Annotated in this window: 19 protein-coding genes; 10 read left to right on the top strand and 9 right to left on the bottom strand. The window is 74.0% G+C overall.

Annotated features, from left to right (window positions below; genetic code table 11):
* Positions 1–274 precede the first annotated feature (274 nt).
* The 3 genes from MQV74_RS06515 to MQV74_RS06505 all read left to right on the top strand — a co-directional run bounded on the left by MQV74_RS06515 (position 275) and on the right by MQV74_RS06505 (position 4,437).
* Positions 275–2,578, top strand: a complete 2,304-nt coding sequence (locus tag MQV74_RS06515; RefSeq protein ID WP_242715073.1) for a PEP/pyruvate-binding domain-containing protein — start codon at positions 275–277, stop codon at positions 2,576–2,578.
* The gene (locus MQV74_RS06510) at positions 2,575–3,483 is read left to right on the top strand and encodes a hypothetical protein (RefSeq protein ID WP_242715072.1); all 909 of its coding nucleotides are present in this window, start codon (positions 2,575–2,577) and stop codon (positions 3,481–3,483) included. The genes MQV74_RS06515 and MQV74_RS06510 overlap by 4 nt, the downstream gene beginning before the upstream one ends.
* Positions 3,484–3,675: 192 nt before the next feature.
* Positions 3,676–4,437 carry a fused DSP-PTPase phosphatase/NAD kinase-like protein gene (locus tag MQV74_RS06505; protein ID WP_242715071.1) on the top strand — a complete coding sequence of 254 codons (762 nt, stop codon included), beginning with the start codon at positions 3,676–3,678 and terminating at the stop codon, positions 4,435–4,437.
* A gap of 10 nt (positions 4,438–4,447) precedes the next feature.
* On the opposite strand, the gene MQV74_RS06500 is transcribed toward MQV74_RS06505, so the two are convergent.
* Together MQV74_RS06500 and MQV74_RS06495 are read right to left on the bottom strand one after the other, a co-directional pair.
* Positions 4,448–5,686, bottom strand: a complete 1,239-nt coding sequence (locus MQV74_RS06500) for a tyrosine-protein phosphatase (RefSeq protein ID WP_242715070.1) — start codon at positions 5,684–5,686, stop codon at positions 4,448–4,450.
* 163 nt (positions 5,687–5,849) lie between these two features.
* Positions 5,850–6,647 (bottom strand): arylamine N-acetyltransferase family protein, encoded by a 798-nt coding sequence (locus MQV74_RS06495; protein WP_242715069.1) that lies wholly within the window; start codon positions 6,645–6,647, stop codon positions 5,850–5,852.
* Positions 6,648–7,015: 368 nt separating this feature from the next.
* Here MQV74_RS06495 and MQV74_RS06490 point away from each other — a divergent pair, with 368 nt between their 5' ends.
* Positions 7,016–8,188 (top strand): epoxide hydrolase family protein, encoded by a 1,173-nt coding sequence (locus MQV74_RS06490; protein WP_242715068.1) that lies wholly within the window; start codon positions 7,016–7,018, stop codon positions 8,186–8,188.
* A 148-nt stretch (positions 8,189–8,336) separates the two neighbouring features.
* Entirely contained in the window at positions 8,337–9,485 is a 1,149-nt protein-coding gene (locus MQV74_RS06485; protein WP_242715067.1) for a hypothetical protein, read from the top strand.
* Between the two features lie 40 nt (positions 9,486–9,525).
* Here MQV74_RS06485 and MQV74_RS06480 read toward each other — a convergent pair whose 3' ends face one another.
* Positions 9,526–10,080: a TetR/AcrR family transcriptional regulator gene (locus MQV74_RS06480; protein ID WP_242715066.1), complete on the bottom strand. Its 555-nt coding sequence runs from the start codon at positions 10,078–10,080 to the stop codon at positions 9,526–9,528.
* Positions 10,081–10,181: 101 nt separating this feature from the next.
* On the opposite strand from MQV74_RS06480, the gene MQV74_RS06475 reads away from it, so the two are divergent.
* Positions 10,182–10,640 (top strand): nuclear transport factor 2 family protein, encoded by a 459-nt coding sequence (locus MQV74_RS06475; RefSeq protein ID WP_242715065.1) that lies wholly within the window; start codon positions 10,182–10,184, stop codon positions 10,638–10,640.
* A gap of 27 nt (positions 10,641–10,667) precedes the next feature.
* On the opposite strand, the gene MQV74_RS06470 is transcribed toward MQV74_RS06475, so the two are convergent.
* The 4 genes from MQV74_RS06470 to MQV74_RS06455 all read right to left on the bottom strand — a co-directional run bounded on the left by MQV74_RS06470 (position 10,668) and on the right by MQV74_RS06455 (position 14,642).
* Positions 10,668–11,657 (bottom strand): ABC transporter substrate-binding protein, encoded by a 990-nt coding sequence (locus tag MQV74_RS06470; protein WP_242715064.1) that lies wholly within the window; start codon positions 11,655–11,657, stop codon positions 10,668–10,670.
* Between the two features lie 80 nt (positions 11,658–11,737).
* Complete coding sequence (locus MQV74_RS06465; protein ID WP_278194095.1) at positions 11,738–12,508, bottom strand: amino acid ABC transporter ATP-binding protein; 771 nt, start codon at positions 12,506–12,508, stop codon at positions 11,738–11,740.
* Positions 12,505–13,494 (bottom strand): amino acid ABC transporter permease, encoded by a 990-nt coding sequence (locus MQV74_RS06460; RefSeq protein ID WP_242715063.1) that lies wholly within the window; start codon positions 13,492–13,494, stop codon positions 12,505–12,507. The genes MQV74_RS06465 and MQV74_RS06460 overlap by 4 nt, the downstream gene beginning before the upstream one ends.
* Positions 13,491–14,642, bottom strand: a complete 1,152-nt coding sequence (locus MQV74_RS06455; protein WP_242715062.1) for an LLM class flavin-dependent oxidoreductase — start codon at positions 14,640–14,642, stop codon at positions 13,491–13,493. The genes MQV74_RS06460 and MQV74_RS06455 overlap by 4 nt, the downstream gene beginning before the upstream one ends.
* Positions 14,643–15,089: 447 nt before the next feature.
* On the opposite strand from MQV74_RS06455, the gene MQV74_RS06450 reads away from it, so the two are divergent.
* The 3 genes from MQV74_RS06450 to MQV74_RS06440 all read left to right on the top strand — a co-directional run bounded on the left by MQV74_RS06450 (position 15,090) and on the right by MQV74_RS06440 (position 17,711).
* On the top strand, positions 15,090–16,082 hold the full coding sequence (locus MQV74_RS06450; protein ID WP_242715061.1) for a GlxA family transcriptional regulator: 993 nt from the start codon (positions 15,090–15,092) through the stop codon (positions 16,080–16,082).
* Positions 16,083–16,186: 104 nt separating this feature from the next.
* Positions 16,187–16,810 (top strand): cysteine hydrolase family protein, encoded by a 624-nt coding sequence (locus MQV74_RS06445; protein ID WP_242715060.1) that lies wholly within the window; start codon positions 16,187–16,189, stop codon positions 16,808–16,810.
* Between the two features lie 88 nt (positions 16,811–16,898).
* A complete protein-coding gene (locus MQV74_RS06440) occupies positions 16,899–17,711 on the top strand; it encodes an alpha/beta fold hydrolase (protein ID WP_242715059.1) in 813 nt (270 codons plus the stop codon).
* Here MQV74_RS06440 and MQV74_RS06435 read toward each other — a convergent pair whose 3' ends face one another.
* Entirely contained in the window at positions 17,712–18,011 is a 300-nt protein-coding gene (locus MQV74_RS06435) for a hypothetical protein (RefSeq protein ID WP_242715058.1), read from the bottom strand. It abuts the gene before it with no gap.
* Positions 18,012–18,051: 40 nt separating this feature from the next.
* Between MQV74_RS06435 and MQV74_RS06430 the strand changes: the two genes are divergently transcribed.
* The gene (locus tag MQV74_RS06430; RefSeq protein WP_278194094.1) at positions 18,052–18,444 is read left to right on the top strand and encodes a hypothetical protein; all 393 of its coding nucleotides are present in this window, start codon (positions 18,052–18,054) and stop codon (positions 18,442–18,444) included.
* A 21-nt stretch (positions 18,445–18,465) separates the two neighbouring features.
* Here the strand turns inward: MQV74_RS06430 and MQV74_RS06425 are convergent, their stop codons facing one another.
* Entirely contained in the window at positions 18,466–19,863 is a 1,398-nt protein-coding gene (locus MQV74_RS06425; RefSeq protein WP_242715057.1) for an SLC13 family permease, read from the bottom strand.
* Positions 19,864–20,055 lie beyond the last annotated feature (192 nt).

Genomic DNA, 20,055 nt, shown 5'->3' with positions numbered 1-20,055 from the left:
CCTTAGCACACGCCGTGCGGCCGCCGGACCGCCGCCTCCCGTGCCGTCGCCGCCCTCGACGGGCTCGGCCGAATTCGAGTGGGCTTGTGCTCAACTTCATGGCGCGGCCACGCGTCCGTGCTAAGGGCTGGATGATTTTTCGGTCCGGCTTCGTGGCCTGGCGTTTCGCCCCAGCGGCGCGGCGGGCGCGCAGGGCCTCACCTCGGAGGGAACGGCGCCGGGAACGGGATGCGCGGGCGGGACGGAGCGCGCGGTCGGGCGAAGGAGGCAGGCCATGATCGGGGTGGAGACGGACCGGCTGGTTGTGGTGGGGCTGGAGGCGCGGCACGCCCGCGACCCGCGCCTCACGGGCGCGAAGGCGGCCCACCTGGCACGGGCGGCGGCCGTGGGCCTTCCCGTGCTGCCGGGGTTCGTGCTGGTACCCGCGGACGCCGCGGACGCCGCGAGTGCGGCGCATGCCGTGACGGCCGCCGTGGACGCCGCGAGTGCCGCGGGCATCGCGTCCCGAGAGGGGCCTGCCCATGGTGAGCAGGAACTGCGGCGTGCCTGGCGGGAGTTGAGCGGTGACGGGGCGCGGCCCCTCGTCGTGCGCTCCTCGTCCGCGTGGGAGGACTCCGCCGACTCGTCGCTCGCGGGGCTCTTCGAGACCGTGCTCGACGTGCGCGGCTGGAGCGACTTCACCGACGCCGTGCGACGGGTGCTGCGCTCGGCGGGACGCACGTCCGCGGGTGCCGCGCACGGTGGTTCGGCGGGACGCACGTCCGCGGGTGCCGGGCACGGTGGTTCGGCGGGACGCGCGCCCGCGGGTGCCGCGCACGGAGGTTCGGCAGGGCGCACGCCCACGGGTGCCGCGCACGGCGCCGTCGACCCGCACGCGGGCATGGCGGTGCTCGTGCAGCCGATGGTGCGCGCGACCGTGGGCGGCGTGATGTTCGGGGCCGACCCGATGGCGGGCCGCCGCGACCGGGTCGTCATCAGCGCCGTCGACGGCGGCCCCGACCGCCTGGTGAACGGCAGCGTCCAGGGCGTGCGCTACCACCTGACCCGGCACGGCCGCCAGGTCCACACCGAGCCCGGCGAACCCCGCGACGCGCGCCTCCTCGCGCGCGCCCGGCAGCTGCGCCTGCTGCGCCTGGCCCGGGACGCGCAGCGGGAGTTCGGCGGCCCGCAGGACATCGAGTTCGCCTTCGACGCCGACGACCGGCTGTGGCTGTTCCAGACCCGCCCCATCACGGCGATGCCCCCGCGCCCCGCCCGCCGCGCCCGGCTGCTCGGACCGGGCCCCGTCGCCGAGACCTTCCCCGGGGTCCTGCAACCCTTGGAGGAGGACCTGTGGCTGGCCCCCATGGCGCACGGGCTCTCGGTCGCCCTGGACATCGCGGGCGCCGCGCCCCGCCGCAGGCTGCGCAGACTGCCGCCCGTGACCACCGTCGACGGCCGCGCGGCGGCCGACCTCCGGCTGCTCGGCGCCGCCCCGCCCACCCACCGCCTGCTCGGCTTCCTCAACCCGGCGCCCGCCGCCCGCCGGGCCACCGCCGCCTGGCGGATGGGCCGGGTGCGCACGACGCTCCCGGCGCTCGCCCTCGACCTCACGGCCGACGTCGACCGGTACTTGAGCGAACTGCCCGCCCCCGCCGAGATGTTGAGCGGCCGGCTGCTCGCCGCCGTCTCCTGGGGGCGTACGGTCCTCTCCGCGCTGCACGCCCAGGAGTCCCTGGCCGGGGCGGTGCTCGGACAGGGTTCGGGTGCCACGGCCGTGGGCGAGGCGCTCGCCGTCCTCGCCGAGGCGCGCGCGGACGAACCCGACGACGCCCGGCTCATCGCCCGCCACCCGGTGCTCCTCTCGCTCCTGCCGCCCGCGCTCGGCCCGCGCCCGCCGCTGCCCGGGCGCCCCGCCCTGACCGGCGTGCCGCGCGGCACGGCCGTGCTGCCCGCCCGCGAGGGGCTGCGCCTGCGCGTGCGCTGGGTGCAGGAGATGCAGACCAGCATGGTGCGCGAGCTGGCCCGCAGGCTGACCGCCGTGGAACTCCTCGGCGACCCGGACCGCATCGCCCTGCTGCGCTGGGCCGAGCTGACCGCCGCGGGCGACGGCAAGGGCCTGCCCGCCGATCTGCGCGAGCGCCTGCCGAGGCCGCAGCGCTCGGAGCTGCCCGCCGCGTTCCGGCTCGCGGACGGCCTGCCGGTGGCCGAGCCGGGCAGGCGCCGCGCGGCCGCCGACGGGCAGGGCGCGGGCGGCGGCTTCGGCTCCGGCACGGCCTGGCACGGCGGCGGCGAACGCCCCCGCTTCGCGGTCCTCGTCGTCCGCGCCCTCGACCCGGCGCTCGCCCCCCTCCTGCCCGGCCTCACCGGGCTCGTCGCGGAGACCGGCAGCGTGCTCTCCCACCTCGCCGTGCTCGCCCGCGAGTACCAGGTGCCGACGGCCGTGGGCGTCCCCGACGCCCTGGAGCGGTTCCCCGACGGGACCCGGCTCACCGTGGACGGCGGCACGGGCGCCGTGGAAGGGGTGCGCATGTCCGCCGTCGCACCCCCGGCCGCGCCCCCGGGCGGCGCCGGCCACACGGAGGGCATGGCGTCATGAAGTACGTGAGCTATCTCCTCGGCGGCCTGAGCGCCGCAGCGGCCGCCACCTACAGCGTCGTCTACCTCACCCGCTGGGAGTGGCAGCGCGCCCTCATCTGCGGGGTGCTCCTGCTGGTCATCGAGGGCCTCCTGGTGGGCACGGCGCTCCTGAGCCGGCTGGGCCGCCTGGAGCGGCAGCTGGCCGACTCCGGGCGGCGCACCGAGGAGGTGTGGCGGCGCCTCCAGGAGTCACGGGCCGAGGACGGCGCCCGGTTCCGCTGGCTGGAGCAGGACACCGCGGACGGCACCCACCGCACGTACGTCTTCGTGCCGGTCCTGATGGCGGCCGGGGCGCTGCTCTCGGGCGTCGCCTGGGTCGTGCAGCGGATCTCGGCGGCCACCGTCCGGCCCGGCACCGAGCGCAGGCTCGCCGGACGCCTCGCGCGCCTCGCCGCCCCCGGTGACGAACGGCACGGCCGTGTCCCGGAGTTGGAGGACCGCGAGGCCGTGCCCCGGCCGCGCGTCCTGCGCACCGCCGTGGTGAGCGGCACCGCCGTGGCCGCCGCCCTGCTGCTCGCGCTGCTCGTGGACACCCTCTCCGACGCCACCCAGACCCGCCCCGCCAAGACCACGGGCGCGGCCGCGACCACCGTGGTGTACGAGGTGCGGGTGCGCGGCAGCGACGGCGCGTCGGCCCGCGCGCTGGCCGCCCGGGAGCTGTGGGAGAGCTGCCGCAGGTCCACCGCCGCCCTGAACGTGCACGCGGCGCTGACCCGCCTGGACGGCGACGTGTGGGCCGGAGTGATCCGCCCCGCCCTCTCCGCGCACGACGTGATGCGGCTGCGCGGCTGCCTCGCCGACGCCACGGCCCACCGCACGAGCGCGAAGGTCCTGGGCGAGAGCCAGGTGCGGGAGGTCCACTGAGTCCGGTCCTGTCGATCCGCAAGGAGCAACGGGGTTGATGCATAAGGGAGTTGGCGTGCCGGGAGAGGTGTGCGGGGTGGGGGGACCAGGTCGCCGGGGCCCTCGGGCGCCGGTAGCCTGGACGAGGCTTGTGCCGTCCTCCCGTGCAGTCCGGTGTGCGCGACGCGTACGCCCTCTGGTGGTGACCACTTGGTGTCCCGTACCTCCTCCGTCCGTGCCGCGTCCGCCCGTGCCGTCGCCCGTGTCGCCGCGGCCACCGCCACCGCGGGCGCCGCGTGCGCGCACGCGGGCCGCAGGCTCGGAGCGAGACGGCCGACACCCCGGCGGGCGCTGAAGCTGATCGGCCTGTGCGCGCTCGGCTACACGGTCTTCTGGGGTGCCACGTCGCTCGGCGTGCTCGCCGTATCGGCCTGGGCGGGCGAACACGTCCGCGCCGAGCGGGAGATGACCGGCGTCCGCCACTTCCAGCGCGTCGACGACCGGCTGTGGCGCGGCTCCGCGCCCACCGAGGCCGGGTACCGCGCGCTCGCGGCCCACGGCATCCGCACCGTGGTGGACCTGCGGGCCGAGGACCTGAGCGCGGCGGAGCTCGCGCGCCCCGGGCGCGCGGGACTGGCCGTCGTACGGCTGCCCGTGCGGGACGGGCAGACGCCCGACGGCGGGCAGGTCGACCGGTTCCTGCGCGTCGTCGCCGAGGCGAAGGGCCCGGTCTTCGTGCACTGCGGCGCGGGCGTCGGCCGCACCGGCTCCATGGCGGCCGCCTATCTGGTCCGCACGGGCCAGGCCACGCCCGGCCAGGCGGCCCTGCGCACGGTCGCGGTCGGCCCGCCGTCCCTGGAGCAGATCTACTACGTGCTCAGCGCCGACCGGGACGTCAGCCGCCAGCCCCCGGAAGTGGTCTCCCTGATCAGCCGCCTGGCCGACGCGCCGCGCCGCATCAAGGCCTCGCTGTAGGGCCGCGGCCTCACAGCCGCCTCTCCATGAGCGTGACGGCGTACCGGCCCGCGACCCCGCCGTCCTTCGACGCCAGCTCGCCGACCTCCCGGTAGCCCGCCGCCGCGTAGTACTCCCGCAGCCGCGGGTTGTTGGAGCGGCAGTCGAGGCGGCTCAGACCGCGCCCGGCGGCGCGGATGCGCTGCTCGGCGTGCGCGAGCAGGAGGAGCCCGGTGCCCGGGGGCGCGGTGCGCCGGTCGGTCATCAGGCGGTGCACATAGCCCGCGGTCGGCGGCTGCGGGCCCCACGGGACGGGGTCGTCCCACCACAGCTCGTACGCCCCGGCGACGGGCCCCTCGGGCCCCAGCGCCGCGAGCCACACCTCGCTGTCCGCGAGGCGGGCGCGGAAGTGGTCCTCGCCCAGCTCTCCCGGTTTCCACTGGGCGATGCCCCGGCCGATCTGCCAGCGCGCGGCCTGGTCGCGCAGCCGCACGAGCTCGGCGAGGTCGGCCGGTCCGGCCCGCCGGAAGGTGAGCTCGGGCCCCTCCAGGAGGGCGGCGCGCAACGCGGCCACCAACTCCTCGTCGACGTCCAGGAGCCGCTCGGCGTAGCCGCGCAGGGAGCCGTACCGCTCGGCGATCCCGGCGAGGAAGAGGCGCATCACCTCCGCGGGTGCCCGGCCGTAGTCGGGCCAGGTCAGCTCGCGGTCCGGGTTCGCCGCGCGCCAGTCGGCGACGAGCCGGTCGGTGGCGAGCCCGGTGAGGGTGAAGTCCTCGACCACGTCGGCCTCGGGCACGCCGATGAGGGTCAGGACGAGCGCGGCGAGCAGCCCCGTGCGGTCCTTGCCGGACGCGCAGTGGAACACCAGGGGCTCCGAACCGCCCTCGGCGATCAGCTCCAGGGCCCGGCGCAGCTCCTTGACGCCGTCCTCGGCGACCTCCGCGTAACGGTCGGCGAGATAGCGTCCGGTGTCCACGTCGGGCCCCAACGCGGCCTGGTCGTAGGGGCGGTGCTCGACGCTCAGGTTGTGGTAGGCGAAGGACGCGTGGTCCGGCACCCGGCCCTTCGCCTCGATCTCCCAGGGATAGCGCAGATCGATGACCGTGCGGACACCCAGGCCGAGGAAGCGTTCCCAGTCGGCGTCCCGCAGCTTGCTCAGCGAGTCCGACCGGTACACCGTCCCCCACCGCACCGTACGGCCGTCCTCAGTGACGTAGCCCCCCAGGTCACGGAAGTTGTGCAGCCGGTCGAAAGGTATGTGTCTCTTCACAGTGCGGCAGCCTACGTCCGGGTGCGCCGCGCACGCCGCGACGAACGTCACCGCGCCCGGCGGGGGCCGCGCGGGGTGGGGAAGCCTGGACAAAGGGGCGGGCGTGCTGCAAGGTGTCCGCCCCCTGTGTCATGTCGCAAGGACATCCCCGCCCGCCGTTCGGCTACCGGCCCCCGACCTGGACCGGCTCGGCGAGCCGGGGCACCTCGTCGAGCGCGATGCCGAAGTGGGTGGCGTACGCCTCCAGGACCTCGGCCTCCGTGCCGAGTTCGGTGACCTGCGGCTCGCCGTCGAGCGGGGTGACGGTGAGCTTGCTGCCGCTGAGCGTGGTCCGGCCGGTGTCGGTGAGGATCGAGCACACCAGGGACCGGGTGAAGTGGGACTTCGGCGAGGTGCGGTGGTACCAGGCGCCGCCGCTGAAGTCGGCGAGGGCACGCGGCCGCGGGTCGAGCAGGTACTGCGGCTCGCCGCCCATCAGGACGCGCAGATCGCCCGCGGGCGTCTCGGCGACGCGGAAGGTGCCCGCGGGGTCGCTCTGGTCGCCGCGCTCGGCGGCGGCGAGCGGGTGGTGGCTGTGCCTGCCGAAGCCCACGTCGGCCAGCCAGTCGCCGCCGTCGACGGTGCGCACGCGCAACGCCATGTGGTCGTACGGGATCCCGAGGCGGTCCCCTTGGTAGACGCTGGCCTGGAGCAGGTCGACCTCGAAGCCGAGAGCGGTGAGCAGGGCGGCGAAGGCCCCGTTGAGTTCGTAGCAGAACCCGCCGCGGCGGCCGTCGACGACCTTCGCGACGAGGTCCTCCTCGACGAGGTCGACCTCGACGCCCGCGTGGACGGCGAGGTTCTCGAAGGGGACGGTGTGCAGGTGTGCCAGGTGCAGGTCGCGCAGGGCCGCCGAGGTGGGGGCGGCGGGGCGCTCCGCGCCGATGCGGAGCAGATAGGCGTCGGTCCGTGAGGTGTCCATGGGGCCAGTCTCACGGGACGTGACCGCCCGGGCCACCGGCCGCAGACAGACCCCGGCCGTTCCTTTCGCCCTAGGCCTCCGGCGCCGCGGGTCCTAGGCCCACTCCTAGGTCCGCGGACCCTGTGGCGTTGATCAATCCGTGTGTATAGTCGGCCCGGTCACGCGGTCCTCGGCACCGCGTGCGGACCGACGAAGGAGGTGAGCCCGTTGCGCGACCTGAGCACTGACCGCACCGTCCGGGCCCTCCCGACCGCCGTCCGCGCCTGACCGTCAGACCGTCCCTTCCCGTCTGACCGGTTCCCCGCACGGCCGCCGCGCAGGAGCGCCCGCTCGCCCGAGCAACCGCAGCACTCCTCAGCGAAGGAACCATGACCTCCACCGCACGCACCACCCCCACGCCCTTCCGCGTCGCCGTGCCCGACGACGTCCTCGCCGACCTGCGCGCCCGCCTGGCCCGCACCCGCTTCACCACCGCGTCCGACACGACGCCCTGGGCGGCCGGAACCGACCCGGCGTATCTGCGTGACCTCGTCGCGTACTGGGCCGACGGCTTCGACTGGCGCGCCGCCGAGGCCGCGCTCAACGACTTCCCGCACTACACCGCCGAGGTCGCGGGCGCCCGCCTGCACTTCCTCCAGCTGCGCGGGCGGCGCCCCGAAGGCGCGCCCGCGCCGCTGCCGCTGGTGCTGAGCCACGGCTGGCCGAGCAGTTTCGTGGAGATGCTCCGCGTCGCCCGGCGCCTCGCCGACCCGGCCGCGTACGGCGGCGACCCCGCCGACGCCTTCGACGTCGTCGTCCCCTCGCTGCCCGGCTTCCTGTACTCGGAGCCGCCCCGCGGACCGTTCACGCGCCGGGGCGTCGCCGAGGCGTGGCACTCCCTGATGACCGAGACGCTGGGCTACGAGCGGTACGGGGCCTTCGGCGGCGACATCGGCGGCGGTGTGACCCAGTGGCTCGGCGCGCTGTACCCGGAGCACGTCGCCGGGGTGCACGTCACCTCCGCCCTGGTGAGCGCCGACTTCGAGCAGCACCCGCCGACCCCCGAGGAGCAGACGTACCTCGACGCGCTCGCCGCGTACGACCGCACCGACGGCGGCTACAGCGAGATCATGTGCACCCGGCCGGACACGGTCGCCGCCGCCCTGATCGACTCGCCCTCCGGGCTGCTCGCCTGGATCGTCGACAAGTACCGCGACTGGAGCGACTGCGACGGCGACGTCGAGAGGCGCTGGGACCGGGACACGCTCCTGACGGTGGCCACCCTGTACTGGGCCACGGCCAGCATCGGCACCTCGTTCCGGCAGTACTACGACTACCACCTGAACAAGCTCCTGCCGCCCGTCACCGTGCCCGCTGCCGTCACGCTCAGCCACGAGCCGGGGTACGCGAACTATCCGCGGAGCCTCGCCGAGCGCGTCTTCGCCGACCTGCGGCACTGGCGCGAGCCGCGGCGGGGCGGCCACTTCATGTCCCATGAGGAGCCGGACCAGGTCGCCGCCGAACTGCGCGCGTTCTTCGGCCCGCTGAGGCCGGGGGCCTGACGCGGCAGGCGCGGCCCGCCGCACCCCGGCGGGCCGTGCCGACGCGCCGGAGGGGTGTCACGGGCGGATACGGAAAGCCGGAGCAACGGGGCGATATAGGCTGTACGTTCTGTTTCTTATCGCTCACGACGTACTCGGAGAGTTATCTGTGACCGCAGTGATCGCCCCGTCCGCCCCGGCTGACCCGTCGGCCGGGCCCGCCCCGGCCACCGACGCGCCCCTGGACGTACGCGATGACGTGCAGGAGACCGCGCAGACCGCACCGGAGGCCGGACAGGACGGCGCGTACGAGGCCGGCGCGTACGAGGCCGCGCGCGAGCTCGTCGCGCGCGACGCCCGCGAGTTCGGGGTGTACGCGCGCACCGGCGGCTGGACGTTCGGCCTGAAGGTGGCGCGCAGCGTGCGGCCCGGCGGGCAGTCGGCGGCGGAGACGCCGAAGGCGTCCGCGAAGGAGTTCGGCGAGCTCGCCGGGTGCTCCGCCGAGCGCGTCATGCGCTTCTACAAGGCCTGGGACCGGGCCGCCGACGACGGGCTCGTGCCGCACTTCGAGGAGCTGGCGCCGGGCCAGGAGGTCGAGCTGCCGGACGCCGACGTCTGGCTCACCTACTACGTGCCGCGCTCCAGCGCGTCCTCCGAGCGTGGCACCGCGATCATGGCGGCCGCCGAGGCCGAGGGCATCCGCCCGACCAAGGCCCTGGAGGTCGCCGAGAACCCCACGGCGCTGCGCGCCGCGATCCTCGCCGACCCGTCCACGGCGCAGGCCGCCCGGCACGCGCTGCTCGACCGGATCAAGGAGGACCCGGTCCTCCAGGTCGACCTGGCCCGTGACATCGCCCGCACCGACGACCTGAAGAAGGCCGTCGCGGGCGAGGCCAGGGCCGCCGACCGCATCGAGTACGTCCGCAAGATCGCCGAGGAGGGCCAGGTCAGGACCCCCGCCGGGCAGACCATCGACGCACCGGCCGAGCTGCGCGAGGAAGCCGAGCGGCATCTGTCCCTGATCGACGAGCTGGAGCCCGAGGAGGCCGGGGAGTGGGCCTCGGAGGCCTACGACACGGTGAAGACGCTCGTCGCCGAGACCGTCGAGGCGGACCCCGAGCTGCGCGTCCAGGAGCGGCGGACGAAGTTCTACAGCAGCCTCCAGAAGGCGACGAAGGTCTTCGAGGAGCTGACCCTCGACGACGCCGCCGACTTCGGCGACATCTACGAGGACGACATGGTCCAGCGCCTCGAAGAGCTCCAGGAAGCCATCGGCACTTGTCTGACGGCGCTGCGCAAGGCCTCGCAGACGGGCTGACGCGCCACCTCACGGGGCCCGGCAGGACCGGGCCCCGTGCTCACCGCGCGGCGGTGACCAGTGCCTTCGCCGCGCGGGCCGCGTGCGCGGCGGGGCCGGGGGCGCGGTCGATCCCCGCGCTCACCATCGCGCCCTCAGCCAGCAGGAACAGCTGCTCGGCCAGGTCGCCGGGCAGCCCCGCGCCCGCCACGAGCGCGGCCAGATACTCCTTGAACGCCCCCTTGTGCAGGCGCACTTGGCGGGCCACCGGCTCGGACGTCGCGCCGAGCTCCCCGTACGAGTTGATCCAGGCGCAGCCGCGGAAGCCGGGCTCGGCGAACCACTCGCCCAGCCAGTCGAACACCGCGAGCAGCCGCCGCTCGGGATCCTCGTGCCGCTCCACGTGCGCGGCGAGCTGTCGGCGCCAGCGCACGTCCCGTCGCTCCAGATAGGCCTCGACGAGCCGCTCCTTCGAGGGGAAGAGCTGGTAGAGGCGCTTCAGCGAGACGCCCGAAGCGGAGCGGATGTCGTCCATGCCCACGGTCTGGACGCCGCGCTGATAGAAGAGCTCCTCGGCCGCGTCCAGCGCCTTTTCCCTGGCGACGGTGGTTTCCATTGGCCAAAGACTACCGCTGAGAACCATCGTTCTCTATGCTGGCACACATCGCCGGAGAACGAGCGTTCTCCAGGGGGTGGCGACGACGAGAGGAGCCCGCCATGACGGCACGTCCGCCGTTCCCGCCGTTCGACGAGGAGACGGCCCGGCAGAAGGTCCAGGCCGCCGAGGACGCGTGGAACACCCGCGACCCCGAGCGCGTCGCGCTCGCCTACACCGAGGACTCGGTCTGGCGCAACCGCGACCGGTTCGTCACCGGCCGCGCCGAGATCGTGGAGTTCCTCCGCGACAAGTGGGCCGGGGAGCGGGAGTACGCGCTGCGCAAGGAGCTGTGGGACTTCCACGGCAACCGCATCGCGGTCCGCTTCCAGTACGAGTCCCAGGACGCGAGCGGCCAGTGGTGGCGCGCCTACGGCAACGAGCTGTGGGAGTTCACCGAGGAGGGCCTGATGGCCCGCCGCGAGGCCAGCATCAACGACGTGCCGATCACCGCGGCGGAGCGCCGCATCTTCGGCCCCCGGGCAGAGGCGGAGCGCGGCGCCCCGCTCCCCGTCCGGTAGCGCGGGGGACCGGCGCGGGCCGCGTCCTCACGCGCCCTTGGGCAGCCCCTTCGGATTGAGCTCCGAGGTGCGCACGGCCTCGTCGGCGAGCCCCCAGTGGGCGAGCGCCTTGCCGTAGGAGCCCTCCTCGATGAGGTGCTGGAGCGCCTTGTGGAGGGCCCCGACGAGGCCGTTGTCCTTCTTCGTGGTGGCGGCGATCTTGCCCTGGAGGCGGTCGCCCGCGCCCGAGAAGGTGCCGATGACCTCGGACCTGCCGGTGCTCGCCGCGTGGTATGCGGCGACCGGATTGGGGCCGAGGTAGGCGTCGATGCGGCCGGAGCCGAGCGCCAGGTAGTAGTCGCTGGTGTTCTGGAAGTACTTGATCTCGGTGACCTTCCGGCCCGCCTTCACGTTCTGCCCGCTCCAGTCGACGAGCAGCTTCTCCTGGTTGGTGCCGGAGGAGACCCCGATGACGCGGCCCGCCACGTCCTTCGGCCCCGTGACCTTCCAGCCGCGGCCCTTCCTGGCCTCGAAGGCGATGGTGTCCAGGCGGTAGGTGGCGAAGTCGTACTTCTCCTTGCGCTCCTCGGTGACGGTGATGTTGCTGAAGCCGACGTCGTACTTGCCGCTGTCCAGGCCGACGAAGATGTTCGCCCAGTCGACCGCGTGCGAGCGCACCTTCAGGCCGAGCACGTCGGCGACCAGGTGGGCGATGTCGGTCTCCACGCCGATGACGGTCTTGTCGTCGGTGGCGTAGAACGTCAGCGGCGGTACGGAGCCCGCGGACGCCACCACTTCCAGCGTGCCGCGGGAGCGGACGCGGTCGGGCACGAGGCGGGCGATCGCGTCGACCTTCTCGGCTCTGACGCGCTTCTGATCGGGACTCAGATCGATCTTCGCGCCCTTGGCGCCGGGCCGGGCGCGGGCGGCCGGGCCCGTCTCCTCGTCGGCGGAGGCGCCGCAGGCGGCGGTGGTCAGGGCGAGGGCGGAGGCGAGCGCGAAGGTGAGCGTGGCGCGGCGGGTGACGGGCGCGGGCATGGTGGTGCTCCTCGGGGCGATGCGGGGGCGTCAGGGCGACAAAGGGCCGGGGGCCGGGGCGGGAACGGGGAGCGCGGAGGTCACAGGACCTTGGAGAGGAACGCCTTGGTGCGCTCGTGCCGCGGATGGTCGAGGACGTCCTGGGGCGGGCCCTGCTCGACGACCACGCCGTCGTCCATGAAGACCACGGTGTCGGCGACCTCGCGGGCGAAGCCGATCTCGTGCGTGACGACGATCATGGTCGTACCGGCCCGGGCCACGTCCTTGATGACGTCGAGGACCTCCCCGACGAGCTCCGGGTCGAGCGCGGACGTCGGCTCGTCGAAGAGCAGCACCTGCGGGTCGAGGGCGAGTGCGCGGGCGATCGCCACGCGCTGCTGCTGGCCGCCCGACAGCTGCCGGGGGTAGGCGTCGGCCCGGTCGCCGAGCCCCACCCGGTCGAGCAGCGCCCGCGCCCGGTCCTTCGCCTCCGCACTCGGGCGGCGCAGCGCCGAGACGGGCGCCTCGGTGATGTTCTCCAGGACGGTCAGGTGCGGGAAGAGGTTGAAGTTCTGGAAGACGAAGCCGATCCGGGTGCGCTGGCGCAGGATCTCCCGCTCCTTGAGCTCGTACAGCTTGTCGCCGCGCCGCCGGTAGCCGATCAGCTCGCCGTCGATGCTGACCGAGCCCCGGCTGAGCTTCTCCAGGTGGTTGATGGCGCGCAGCAGCGTGGACTTGCCGGAGCCGGACGGGCCGATGACCACGGTGACCTCACCGGCGCGCACTTGGAGGTCGATGCCGCGCAGCACCTCGTGCGCGCCGAAGCTCTTGTGGACGCCGCGGACGTCGACCATCACGGGGGCGGTGCTCATCGCTTCTCCCGAAGGGGGGTGAGGGGGTGAGAGGAGGAGGTGAGGGTGCGGGCGAAGGCGCGGGCGCGCTGGAGCGGCGTCGGCGGGGGAGTGCGGTCGGCACCGCGCGCGAAGCGCCGCTCCACGTAGTACTGGACGATCGACAGGAGCGTGGTCAGGACGATGTACCAGACCGTGGCGACCATCAGGAGCGGCACCACCCGGCCGTTGCGGCCGTAGATCACTTGCACCTGGTAGAAGAGCTCGCCGATCGCCATCACCGAGACGATGGAGGTGCCCTTGAACAGGGAGACGATCTCGTTGGCGGCGTTCGGCAGGACCGAGCGCATCGCCTGCGGCAGCACGATCCGGCGCAGCTGCCGCGGCCGGGGGATGCCGAGCGCGGCGGCGGCCTCCAACTGGCCCGGCTCGACGGCAAGGAAGCCGCCGCGCAGGATCTCGGCGGCGTACGCGGCCTGGTGCAGCGCGAGCCCGATGACGGCGGCGGACATCGCCCCGACCAGATGCATCGTGCCGAAGCTCCACACGACGGGCCCGAAGGGGATGCCGATCCCCAACTCCTCGTACAGGTACGCCAGGTTGAACCAGAACAGCAGCTGCACGATCAGCGGGATGGAGCGGAACGCCCAGACGTACAGCCAGGCCACGCCGGAGAGCAGCGGGCTGCGCGAGAGGCGCATCAGGGCGACGACCAGACCGAGCGCGAAGCCGAGGGCCGTGCCGTACACGGTCAGTTGGAGGGTCACCCAGACCGCGCGGAGCACGCTGTCGGCGGTCAGATAGCGGAAGAAGACCTCCCACTCCCAGGCGGGGTTGGTGAGCAGCCCGTGGGCGAACTGGGCGGCCACGACCAGGACGGCGGCCCCGGCGGCCCAGCGCCAGTAGTGCCGGGCCGGGACGACCGTCGGCTCGGCGGGGAGCCGGGGCCCGGCGTCGTCGGCCGGGAGCGCGGGGGCCGCGGCTGAGGGCGGCGCGGCGGACGTCATCCCGCCACCGCCGGCTCGCTCAGGGTGCGCTCCAGCGTCTGCGGCCCGCGCGCGGCGCCCTCGCGGTCGCGCTTGGCGACCTCCTCGCGGACGATCGGGATGACGTACCGGCCGAAGTCGACGGCGTCGTCGAGCAGGTCGTAGCCGCGCGCGGACAGGATGTCCACGCCGAGGTCGTAGTAGTCGAGCAGCGCCTGGGCGACGGTCTCCGGGGTGCCGACCAGGGCGTTGGAGTTGCCCGCGCCCCCGGTGGCGGCCGCGGTCGGCGTCCACAGCGCCCGGTCGAAGCGCTCGCCCTGCTCGGCGATGGCGACGAGCCGCTGCGAGCCGGTGTTCTCCGGCGCGTCGGGGGAGCGGCGCCGCGTCAGGGTCTGCCCGCCCGTGCGGCGCTCCCGGATCGCGCCCACCGTGCGGTGCGCCTTCTCCCAGGCCAGATCCTCGGTCGGCGCGATGATGGGCCGGAACGCCACCTGGACGCGCGGCACGTCGGCGCGCCCCGCGGCGCGCGCCGCCCGGGTGACCTCCTCGATCTGCTGGGCGGTCTCGGCCAGCGGCTCGCCCCAGAGGCAGTAGACGTCGGCCTCGGCCCCGCCCGCGGCGTACGCGGCGGGCGACGAGCCGCCGAACGAGACGCCCGGGTGCGGCTGTTGCACCGGAAAGACGTCGCTGACGAAGTCCTGGAAGCGGTAGTGCGCCCCCTCGTGGTCGAAGGCCTCGTGCCGCGTCCACACCTTCTTGACGATCTCGATGTACTCGCGGGTGCGGGCGTAGCGCTCGTCCTTGCTCAGCGTGTCGCCCTCGCGGCGCTGCTCGTGGTCATTGCCCCCGGTGATGAAGTGGACGGTCAGCCGACCGTCGCTGACCTGGTCGAGCGTCGCGAACGTCCGCGCCGCGTACGTCGGGTACGACACGTTCGGCCGGTGCGCGAGCAGGATCTGCAGCGACTCGACCTTCGCCGCGAGGTACCCGGCGGCGGCCGCGGGGATCGGCGATCCGGAGCCGTAGGCGAAGAGCACCCGGTCCCAGCCGTGGTCCTCGTGGGCCCGGGCGAGCCGCAGCGTGTACTGCTTGTCGAAGGCGGCACCGGAGCGGGGCCGGGTCTCCGACCCGTCGTTGGTCGCGGCGATACCGAGGAACTCCACGGGCATGGCAGGCCTTTCGTACGTGGATGAGAGCAAGCCGGAGTGGGCTGGATGAAGCCCGTGCGGCGATTGAGGAAACGGCCCGAAGGGCCGGTCAACACCCGACGAGGGGCAGGGGGGATCGCGCGTCAGGCGACCGATGGAGCCCGTCCGGCGAAGGAGGACGAGGCCCGAAGGGCCGATTACCCGCGCAGGGCGCCCGCGCCAGGACACGCGGTGGAACACACCCGACAGAGGTCGATGTGCTCGCGTGAGACCAGCGGCTGCGAGGACGGCATGCGAACAGTTGAGCACCGGACTTTCGGCGTCGTCAACGGGGACCGGGACGCTGTCGGAGCCCTGCCACACGCTGTTCACACGGGTGTAGCGCCGGTACCGCCCCCTGGGCCGGGTGTCCGGATGTGACAGGGAATCGTCATTGCGGTCATCGGTGGCGCGGGTGAGCATGGGGACATGCCCCTTCCCCACCGGGTCGTCATCGCGGTCTTCCCCGATGTCGACCTCCTCGACGTCACCGGCCCGGCCGAGGTGTTCGCCCTTGCCAACCGGGAGACGGCGGGCCGCGCCGGATACGAGGTCCGCCTCGCGGGACCGACCGCCGGAGCGGTCCGGACGTCGGCCGGGGTGCGGCTGCTCACCGACGTGGCCTTCGACGACGTCGGGGACCAGGTGGACACCCTGCTGGTGCCGGGCGCGGTCGACATGACCGACGACGGCCCGGTGGCCCGCATCGACACCACCGTCGTGGAGTGGGTGAGGGCCACCGCTCCGCACGCCCGGCGGGTGGCGTCCGTGTGCGTGGGCGCCCATCTGCTGGCCGCGGCGGGGCTCCTGGACGGACTGACGGCGACCACCCACTGGTCGACCGCCGCCCAGCTCGCCGCCGACCACCCGGACGTCACGGTCGACCCGGACCCCATCTTCGTCCGGGCCGACCGCGGCCGGCTGTGGACGGGGGCGGGCATCAGCGCCTGCCTGGACCTGGCGCTCGCCCTGGTCGCGGAGGACCAGGGCGAGCAGGCCGCCCTCGCGGTGGCCCGCCAGCTCGTGGTCTACCTCAAACGGCAGGGCGGCCAGAGCCAGTTCTCGGTGCCGCTGCGCCGCTCGGGCAGCAGCCGCAGGGACATCGACGAGCTGCGCCTGTGGATCGCCGACCACCTCGACGAGGACCTGTCGGCGGGGGCCCTGGCCGCTCGCATGTGCCTGAGCGAGCGGCACTTCGCCCGCGTCTTCGCCCAGGAGACGGGCACCAGCCCCGCCGCCTACGTCGAGGGCGTCCGCATCGAGGTCGCCCGGCGGCTCCTCGAAACCACGGACTGCCCCCTCGACCAGGTCGCGGCCGCCGCGGGGCTGGGTTCGGTGGAGACCCTGCACCGGGCCTTCCGGCGGCAGCTGGCCACCACCCCGGCGGCCTACCGCCGCCGCTTCCGGACCAGGACCGCCTGACCGCTTCCTTCCCTTTCCCCTCCCACCCATCGGCACGGCCGCCGGGCCGCGGCTTCGACCTGCGCTGCCCCGCCCTGCCCGAAAACCCTGAGAGAGGCTCCCTGATGAGCACCAGTCACCCCGCCACGACCCTGCGCGACGTGATCGGCCTGGACAACCAGCCGCCCCGCCTCGGCGAGTCCGCCCTGATAATGATCGACTTCCAGAACACCTACCGCACCGGCGTCATGACCCTGGACGGCGTGGAGAAGGCCCTCGCGGCGGGTGCCCGGCTCCTGGAGCGCGCCCGTGCCGCGGGCATCCCGGTCGTCCACATCGTCAACGACGGCGGCGACGGCACTCCGTACGACATCCGCGCCCACATCGGGTCGATCAGCGACGAGGTCGCCCCCGTGGCCGGGGAGCCGGTCGTGGTCAAGCAGGTCCCCAACGCCTTCCACGCCACCGACCTGGAGCAGGTCCTGCGCGACGCGGGCGTCGAGCCGGGCGAGGGGCGCGACCTCGTGCTGGCCGGGTTCATGACCCACATGTGCGTCACGTTCACCGCCCAGGGCGCCTTCAACCTCGGTTACCGGCCCACCGTCGTCGCCGAGGCGGCCGCCACCCGGGCGCTCGCCGCCCCGGACGGCACGGTCCTGCCCGCCGCCGCGCTGCACGCGGCCGCCCTGACCACCGTCACCGATCTGTTCGGCGTCGTCGTGCCCACCGTGGAGGACCTGCGCGACTGAGCCCGCCGCCCTGCACCGGGCGGCGTCCCGGCCCCGGACCGCCGGATGTTCCTCCGGCGGTCCGGGGCCGCTCTGCGAGGATGCGGACATGATCGTTTCTCATGACGTCGACGGCCCGGCCGACGCCCCCGCGGTGGTCCTCCTGCACTCCTCGGTCGGCGACCGCAGGATGTGGGAGCCGCAGTGGCGTCCGCTGGCCCAGGCCGGGTTCCTCGTCGTCCGCGCCGACTTCCGCGGCTGTGGCCGGACACCCGTCGCGACCGCGCCGTACTCCGACGAGGCCGACGTCGTGGGGCTGCTCGACGCCCTGGGCCTCGCCGACGCCGCCTTCGTCGGTTCCTCGTACGGCGGCCGGGTCGCGCTGCGCGTCGCCGCCCTGCACCCCCAGCGGGTCACCGCCCTCGCCCTGCTCTGCGCGGGCCGCCCCGGACACGCGCCGGGCCCGGCGCTCCGGGCCTTCGGCGAGGCCGAGGACGCCCTCCTGGACGCGGGCGACCTGGATGCCGCGGCCGCCCTGAACGCCCGTACGTGGCTGGGCCCGGAAGCCGACGAGGAGACCCGGGGCCGGGTGACCCGGATGCAGCGGGAGAACTTCGCCCACTGGTTCGCCGCGCACCCGGCGGGGGAGGAGGCCGACCACGAACTCCCCGAGCCCGCGCTCGACCTCCGGGCCGTCACCGCCCCCACGCTCGCCGTCGGCGGCGCCCACGACCTCCCCGACTTCCGCCGCATCGCGGCCGAACTCCCCGGCCTCCTGCCCCGAGCCCGTCACCGGGAGCTGCCCTGGGCGGGGCACCTGCCCTCGCTGGAGCGCCCCGCGGAGATCACGGCGCTGCTCCTGGACTTCCTGGGCGAGGAGCGCGACCGGGGCGCTTCGACGGACCGTACGACCGGCCCCTGATCACGGGCCGATCAGCAGCGGCTCGTCCGGAACCCCACCCGCGAGCAGAGCAGACAACAACGCGGCCGTGTCGCTGGGGCCGAACGGGTCCGGGCCGCGCTGGTCCTCGATCTCGCCCTGCCGCCACCAGCGGAACCCCGCGAGGTGCTCGGCGGCCAACTCCCTGTCCGACAGCGTGCCGTTGGGCCGGAAGGCACGGGTGCGGACGAGGTCCCCTCCCCGGTGCCCGAGGTCAGGGCGGTCGCGTGCTGTGCGGTGTGGGGGAATCTGTCCGGGGGGGAGCGCGCTGAAGCGGCGCACCAGTTCCTCCTGTTCGGCGCCGTGATGATCCCCCCGGGGCATGGCCCTGGTGAAGGTCGTCTTCTCGCGGGAGCACCTGCGCAAGGCGCTGATGCCCTTCGGGCCGGTCATGGGCGCGGGCCTGACCCTGACCCCGTCCCTGTTCCTGACGGGCTTCGGCTCCGGCCCGGTGTTCGTGCCGGTCTTCGACTTCGTCCTCGGCGAGGCCACTGCCGAGGAGGCCGGGGCCGGCGCCGGGATGCTCAACGCGGTCCAGCAGTTCGCCGGTGCCGTCGGCGTCGCCGCACTGGGCACCGTGTTCTTCGCCCGCGCGGCGCGGGGCTCCCTCTTCGGTGCCGCGGAGCTGGTGTTCGCCGTCTGCGCGGGACTGTTCGTCCTGACGTTCGCCAGCGTCGGCCTGCTGCCCAAGAACGCGCGGCAGGCGCACGGTTGACCACGAGGGGGCGTGCTTCATTCAGGCCTGCCCGGGGATCACGAACAGCGCCCACGTCGCGAGCGGGGCGACGAGCGTCATCGACATACCCCAGCGCATCAGGGCGCTGAAGATCTGGGGGCGCTGCTCCTCGGGGGCGTTGGCGGTGACCAGCGCCCCGCTGGTGGAGAGCGGGGAGGAGTCGACCACCGAGGACGAGATGGCCAGGGCGATGATCAGGCCGATGGCGCTGACCTGACCGTCCATCAGGAACGGGACGGCGAGGGGGATGAGGGCGCCGAGGATGCCGGTGGTCGAGGCGAAGGCGGAGACCACGGCGCCGACGACGCAGATCAACAGGGCGCCCAGGAGCGGGGAGTCGATCTTGGCGACGCTGTCGCCGAGCCACTCGATGGTGCCCATGCGCTCCATGACGCCGACGAAGGTGACGACGCCGCAGACGAGCAGCACGGTGGACCAGGCGCAGCGGTCGACGGCCCCCTTGGCGGCGTCGGGGTCGGCCAGCGTGAGGACGACCACGACGGTCAGGGCCATGAGCCCGACGTTCCACTCCAGGAAGAGCGCGCCCGCGACCATGCCGAGCAGCCCGAGCAGGGTCAGGGAGCGGGAGACGTCGAGGCCGGGCGCCACGACCGGCTTCGCGAGTGCGACGGTCGCGGTGGCGGTGCCTCCCGCGGGTGCCGTGCCCGGGGGCGCGGCACCGACGGGGTCCGGCGAGGTGCCGCCGGGTCCGGCGGGTCCGGCGGCGCTGTCGGGTCCGGCGGATCCGGCCGCCGCGCCGCCGTCCGCCGTCCCGGTGTCCTGCGCGCGCCGCCCGAGCAGCTGCCGCCCGCCGAACATGAAGTACGCGACGACGCTGAGGGCCACGCTGAACAGGAACGTCATGGCGAACAGGAGCGCCGGACTGCTCGGCAGGTCGTTGCGTTCGACCACGCCGTTGGTGATGGAGCCGTAGACGCTGGCGGGCGAGAAGCCGCCCGCGCAGCCCCCGTTGGCCACGAGCAGGCCCATGAGCAGCGGGCGGATGTTGTAGCGGGCGCACAGGCTCATGCCGATGGGGGCGATGACGCCGACCGCCGCGGGCACCACGGCGCCGACCGCGGTGAGCGCGGCGGTGATGAGGAACATGACCCAGGGGATGAGGGCGATGCGGCCGCCCACGGCCTTGGTCGCGGCGTGCACGAGCCATTCGATGGTGCCGTTGTTCTTGGCGACGGCGAACAGGAAAGTGACGCCCACGAGGACGACGAAGAGGTCCCCGGGGAAGCCCCCGAAGACGTCGTCGGCGTTCTCACTGGCGACGGTGGAGCCGACGGCGAACGCCGCGACGAGCGCGAGCGCTCCCATGTGGACGGAGGTGAATGTGGCGACGGCGAAGACAAGCACCAATGCGCCGATCGCGATGAGATGGTCTGTCATGACACGTCCTCGCCTTCGGACTGCGGCCGAGTAGCGGATGGAGGGTCACGTGCGTGGACGTGCGGATACGACTCCGGGGCGTCATGGAGCTGAGCAGGGTGGTCCTGAGCGTCGTAGGGCGTGGGAGATGACGGGCACACCGGGCCTGAATATCCGCAGCACGGACTCTGAGTTCCGCTATGCGGAACTCGC

This window comes from Streptomyces sp. AN091965, from assembly GCF_022698285.1.
Classification (GTDB): Bacteria; Actinomycetota; Actinomycetes; order Streptomycetales; family Streptomycetaceae; genus Streptomyces.
The sequence above is the reverse complement of the archived record's forward strand: the minus strand, read 5'-3'. Positions and strand labels throughout refer to the sequence as shown.

Coding starts and splice junctions, on each gene's coding strand:
- MQV74_RS06515 (WP_242715073.1), top strand. CDS start 275: ATGATCGGGGTGGAGACGGACCGGCTGGTTGTGGTGGGGCTGGAGGCG.
- MQV74_RS06510 (WP_242715072.1), top strand. CDS start 2,575: ATGAAGTACGTGAGCTATCTCCTCGGCGGCCTGAGCGCCGCAGCGGCC.
- MQV74_RS06495 (WP_242715069.1), bottom strand. CDS start 6,647: ATGGACACCTCACGGACCGACGCCTATCTGCTCCGCATCGGCGCGGAG.
- MQV74_RS06490 (WP_242715068.1), top strand. CDS start 7,016: ATGACCTCCACCGCACGCACCACCCCCACGCCCTTCCGCGTCGCCGTG.
- MQV74_RS06480 (WP_242715066.1), bottom strand. CDS start 10,080: ATGGAAACCACCGTCGCCAGGGAAAAGGCGCTGGACGCGGCCGAGGAG.
- MQV74_RS06475 (WP_242715065.1), top strand. CDS start 10,182: ATGACGGCACGTCCGCCGTTCCCGCCGTTCGACGAGGAGACGGCCCGG.
- MQV74_RS06470 (WP_242715064.1), bottom strand. CDS start 11,657: ATGCCCGCGCCCGTCACCCGCCGCGCCACGCTCACCTTCGCGCTCGCC.
- MQV74_RS06465 (WP_278194095.1), bottom strand. CDS start 12,508: ATGAGCACCGCCCCCGTGATGGTCGACGTCCGCGGCGTCCACAAGAGC.
- MQV74_RS06460 (WP_242715063.1), bottom strand. CDS start 13,494: ATGACGTCCGCCGCGCCGCCCTCAGCCGCGGCCCCCGCGCTCCCGGCC.
- MQV74_RS06455 (WP_242715062.1), bottom strand. CDS start 14,642: ATGCCCGTGGAGTTCCTCGGTATCGCCGCGACCAACGACGGGTCGGAG.
- MQV74_RS06450 (WP_242715061.1), top strand. CDS start 15,090: ATGCCCCTTCCCCACCGGGTCGTCATCGCGGTCTTCCCCGATGTCGAC.
- MQV74_RS06445 (WP_242715060.1), top strand. CDS start 16,187: ATGAGCACCAGTCACCCCGCCACGACCCTGCGCGACGTGATCGGCCTG.
- MQV74_RS06440 (WP_242715059.1), top strand. CDS start 16,899: ATGATCGTTTCTCATGACGTCGACGGCCCGGCCGACGCCCCCGCGGTG.
- MQV74_RS06430 (WP_278194094.1), top strand. CDS start 18,052: ATGGCCCTGGTGAAGGTCGTCTTCTCGCGGGAGCACCTGCGCAAGGCG.
- MQV74_RS06425 (WP_242715057.1), bottom strand. CDS start 19,863: ATGACAGACCATCTCATCGCGATCGGCGCATTGGTGCTTGTCTTCGCC.